We start from the raw sequence: 3,360 nt of genomic DNA, 5'->3' as shown, positions 1-3,360 counted from the left end.
GCCGACCAGGAGCTGGAAGACGGGGTCCGGCTTGCCTCTGGAGCCCGGCTGGAGCAGTTCGCGCGGGCGGCCTCAGGTGACGCGTTCTGCTTCGTCGGCGAGGGTGGAGAAGAACGCCCCGTGGTGTACGTCAGCCTCGACGGCGAGGCCGGCACCACTAGCCCCGGCCTCGCCCAACTACTCGGCCGACCGCTCACCGACCCGCTCTCCGTCGCCACGGCGCGGCACGGCTGCGGGACGGGGAGTCGACGACGCGGAACGGCAAGCCCGCGGGTGACGGACAAGGCGGGCAGTACGGAGCGGACCGGGAGCACGACCCACACAGCCGGCCCCCGCGGCCCCGCGGCAAGGATGAACTGTGTACCCGGGCACGGGCGTTACACCCCGGCACGGTCCGGCTGACCAGACACAGCAACGGGCCGGGCCGCGGGGCCCGGACGGCGGGACGGGGCGAGCGGGGAAGGTCGTCGACGACACGGTGAGGCCGCGGGACCGGGCGGGCCGGGCCCCGGACCCACCGCAGCGGCGCGGCAGCTGGGCCGTCGGCGCGGGGGCCGGGCCAACCGGCCACCGACCGCGGTACAGCCCGGGACGAGACGGTACGGGGGGCGCGGAACGCGGCAGAGCACGGCGGTGTGACCACGGCCGGGCCGTCGACGCGGCAGGAACCCGGGACGCGAGGTCGTCGACCACGGTACGGCGGCGGGCGCGGCCGCGGCCGGGCCATCGGCACGAGGGGAACCCGGGGCGCGGATTCCCCTCGCGTCAGCGGCCCAGTAGCGCGGGGCGGCGCGGCGGGGCGGGGCCGCGGGCGCACCGTCAGGTCGTCGACCATCACGCGAACGGCCCGGCAGCAGGTCGGAGCGCCGACGGCCGGGCCCGGACCCGACGGCGCGAAACGGCGGGGCGGGGACGGCCGACCACCGGGCGGGACCGCGGCGGGAGACGGCGGCAGGGCTGGCGAGACGGGCCGCGGCCAGGCCGTCGAGCACGGCACAGCCCGGCGGCGGCCCGGCGCGGTAAGGCGGCGGCGACACGGGGCAGGGCCGCGGAGTAGGTGGTCGACGGCGCGGAGCGGTGAGTCGGCTGCCGGGACGGAGTCGAGGATCGGTCGAACAATCCGAGGTCCCCGTGTTGGCGATAGCGGTTAACCCACTTCGAGGCGTACGCCCGGGAGATACCTATCTCGGCGGCTACGTGCGCAATCGGCCGGGTGCGGCAACGTTCGATCAGGCGACGGCGGCCTTCGACGGACAGTGGCGCATTGCGGTGAACCATCTGTGTCAGCTGGCGTCGGGGCGCATCGCGGCCGCGGTGTCCGTGGCGACGGAGAGCGGGTCGGTGAGCGGTCGGCCGAGTAGTTGGGCGAGGCCGGGGCTAGTGGTGCCGAGGAACCCGTGGCGGACGCTGGTCGCGATCGAGGCGAGCATCGGCGGCTGGAACGGCAGTAGCGTGTCGTCTGCAAGGAGTCGGGCCCGGTATTCTTGGAGCCCGATGGTCCGGTGCGCGACTCCGAGAGATTCGGCAATGTCGGCGGCGGTGATCGGTTCGCCGACGAGGTCGTAGGTCTTGCCGGTGTGCGGGGCCGGGTTGCTGGCCACGACAGCTGCAGCCGCGGCCAGGTCCGCCCGTGCCACAGCGGCGAGTGCTCCGTCGCCGAACGCCGACTCCACGCCGTCAGCGGTCCAGGTCAGGAGCGCCCCGAAGAGTTCGGCGTAGAGCCCGTTGCGCAGGACCGTCCATCCGAGTCCGCTGGCCTTGATCAGCTGCTCGGTGGCCCGATGCGCGAGGGCGAAGCCGAGGTGGTCGCCGTCGCCGGTCAGGCTGGTGTACACCACGTGGCTCACGCCATCGCGCACCGCAGCGTCTAGGGCCGCCTGGTGCCGGGCGATGACCTGGTCGTCCTCGGCGTACCCCGCCGAGACGAGCACCAGTGTAGAAACGCCTGTGAGGTCGAGGCTCGTGGGGTCGTCGAAGTCGAGCCGCCGCTGCCCTGGTGCGGGCGATCGAGTGCCGCCCAGCGCGGGAACGTTGCGCTCAGCCAACTCCTGGAGCGTGAGAGAGGCGAGCTGTCCGTTCGCGCCGGTCACCATGATCATTGTGGTTCTGTCTCCTACCGTGGTTCTCTTCAGTAACTACGGTGAGATCTTCAACCGGTCCAGGCCGGCCCACAAGGAGGCAGTTTCGTGTCAGTGAGGCACACCGAGGTAACCGCTGGACCCGCTGAACTCGAACCCTGCGGACAACAGGACCACCCCGACTGCGGGATCCGCGACGTCCTCGACCGGGTCGGTGACAAGTGGTCGGTCCTCGTCATCGTCGAGCTCGCAGGCGGCCCGCGGCGCTTCCGGCAACTCCAGCGCGCCATCGACGGGATCTCCCAGCGCATGCTGACCCTTACGGTGCGCCGGCTGGAGCGAGACGGGCTGGTCCTTCGGACCGTGTATCCGACCGTGCCGACTCAGGTCGATTACCGGCTCACCGAGACTGGCGCGAGCCTGACCCACCTCGTCAAGGCACTCGCTGAATGGTCACTCGAACACCGGGCCCACATCGCCCGCGCCCGTGAGGCCTACGACAGCGAGCACCCCGACAACGAGATCCGCTGATCAGCGAAACGTCATCAACCTCCTGACCCGCAACACCGGGCGTGTCTCTTTGATCGGCTGCACAGTTGATCGGATACGTCGGCCCGATTGATGATCAGCGATGCGATGTGGGAGCGGATCGAGCCGTTGATGCCAGCTCATCCGGCCCGAGGGCGCAGGTGGGCGGACCACCGACGCACTTTGGAGGCCATCGTGTGGAAGTACCGTACGGGCGCACCCTGGCGGGACCTTCCGGAGGAGCTCGGCCCGTTCCAGACCGCGCCTTACGAGCTGGTGCGTGATTGCATTGGATACGTGGGGGCCTGTGCTGCGGGTTTGTGTCAGCCGGTGGTGTCGCGGTCGGAGACGAGGCCGGCGATGGCCCGGTAGGTGGCGGGCAGGTTCTCCCGGCGGTGGGTCCAGCGGACCAGTTGCTTCCAGCGTTTGTGGTCGGCGAGGGCGTGTTCGACGGTGATGCGCTTTGAGGAGTGCCGGTGCCGGGCTCGTAGGCGGGCTTCGAGGACCTCGGGCGGGCTGATCTTGTTTCCCTTCCTGGGTGGGGTCACGGCCTGGCCGGGATGATCGCGGCGGGGCCCGGGACAGCCGTCGTCCAGAAGGACCTCCACGTCGGAGAAGTGCTGGAAACAGGTACCGATGCCTTCGTTGCGTGCGGCGGTCGCGTCGTGCATCCGCCCTGGTCGCAGGGCGTCGGTCCAGAGCGTGCGGCCCTGATGGTCGGCGACGACGGTGGCCTTCATCGTGTTCTGTTTCT

Annotated in this window: 3 protein-coding genes and 2 pseudogenes; 2 read left to right on the top strand and 3 right to left on the bottom strand. The window is 70.9% G+C overall.

The annotated features are described in order from the left end of the window. Positions 1-1,082: 1,082 nt before the first annotated feature. Positions 1,083-1,278: pseudogene (locus EAO76_RS41290) on the bottom strand (helix-turn-helix domain-containing protein); the annotation flags it as partial. A gap of 5 nt (positions 1,279-1,283) precedes the next feature. After that, positions 1,284-2,099 carry an NAD(P)H-binding protein gene (locus tag EAO76_RS41285; RefSeq protein ID WP_148841380.1) on the bottom strand — a complete coding sequence of 272 codons (816 nt, stop codon included), beginning with the start codon at positions 2,097-2,099 and terminating at the stop codon, positions 1,284-1,286. An 87-nt stretch (positions 2,100-2,186) separates the two neighbouring features. Between EAO76_RS41285 and EAO76_RS41280 the strand changes: the two genes are divergently transcribed. Together EAO76_RS41280 and EAO76_RS41275 are read left to right on the top strand one after the other, a co-directional pair. After that, on the top strand, positions 2,187-2,609 hold the full coding sequence (locus tag EAO76_RS41280) for a helix-turn-helix domain-containing protein (protein WP_148841379.1): 423 nt from the start codon (positions 2,187-2,189) through the stop codon (positions 2,607-2,609). 90 nt (positions 2,610-2,699) lie between these two features. Next, positions 2,700-2,867 (top strand): annotated as a pseudogene (locus EAO76_RS41275) (transposase); the annotation flags it as partial. Positions 2,868-2,929: 62 nt separating this feature from the next. On the opposite strand, the gene EAO76_RS41270 reads toward EAO76_RS41275, so the two are convergent. Further along, positions 2,930-3,360: transposase family protein (locus EAO76_RS41270; RefSeq protein ID WP_262376186.1), on the bottom strand; the 431-nt coding region annotated here is incomplete at its 5' end.

The organism is Streptomyces sp. sk2.1, from assembly GCF_008120935.1.
Lineage (GTDB): Bacteria > Actinomycetota > Actinomycetes > Streptomycetales > Streptomycetaceae > Streptomyces.
The sequence above is the reverse complement of the archived record's forward strand: the minus strand, read 5'-3'. Positions and strand labels throughout refer to the sequence as shown.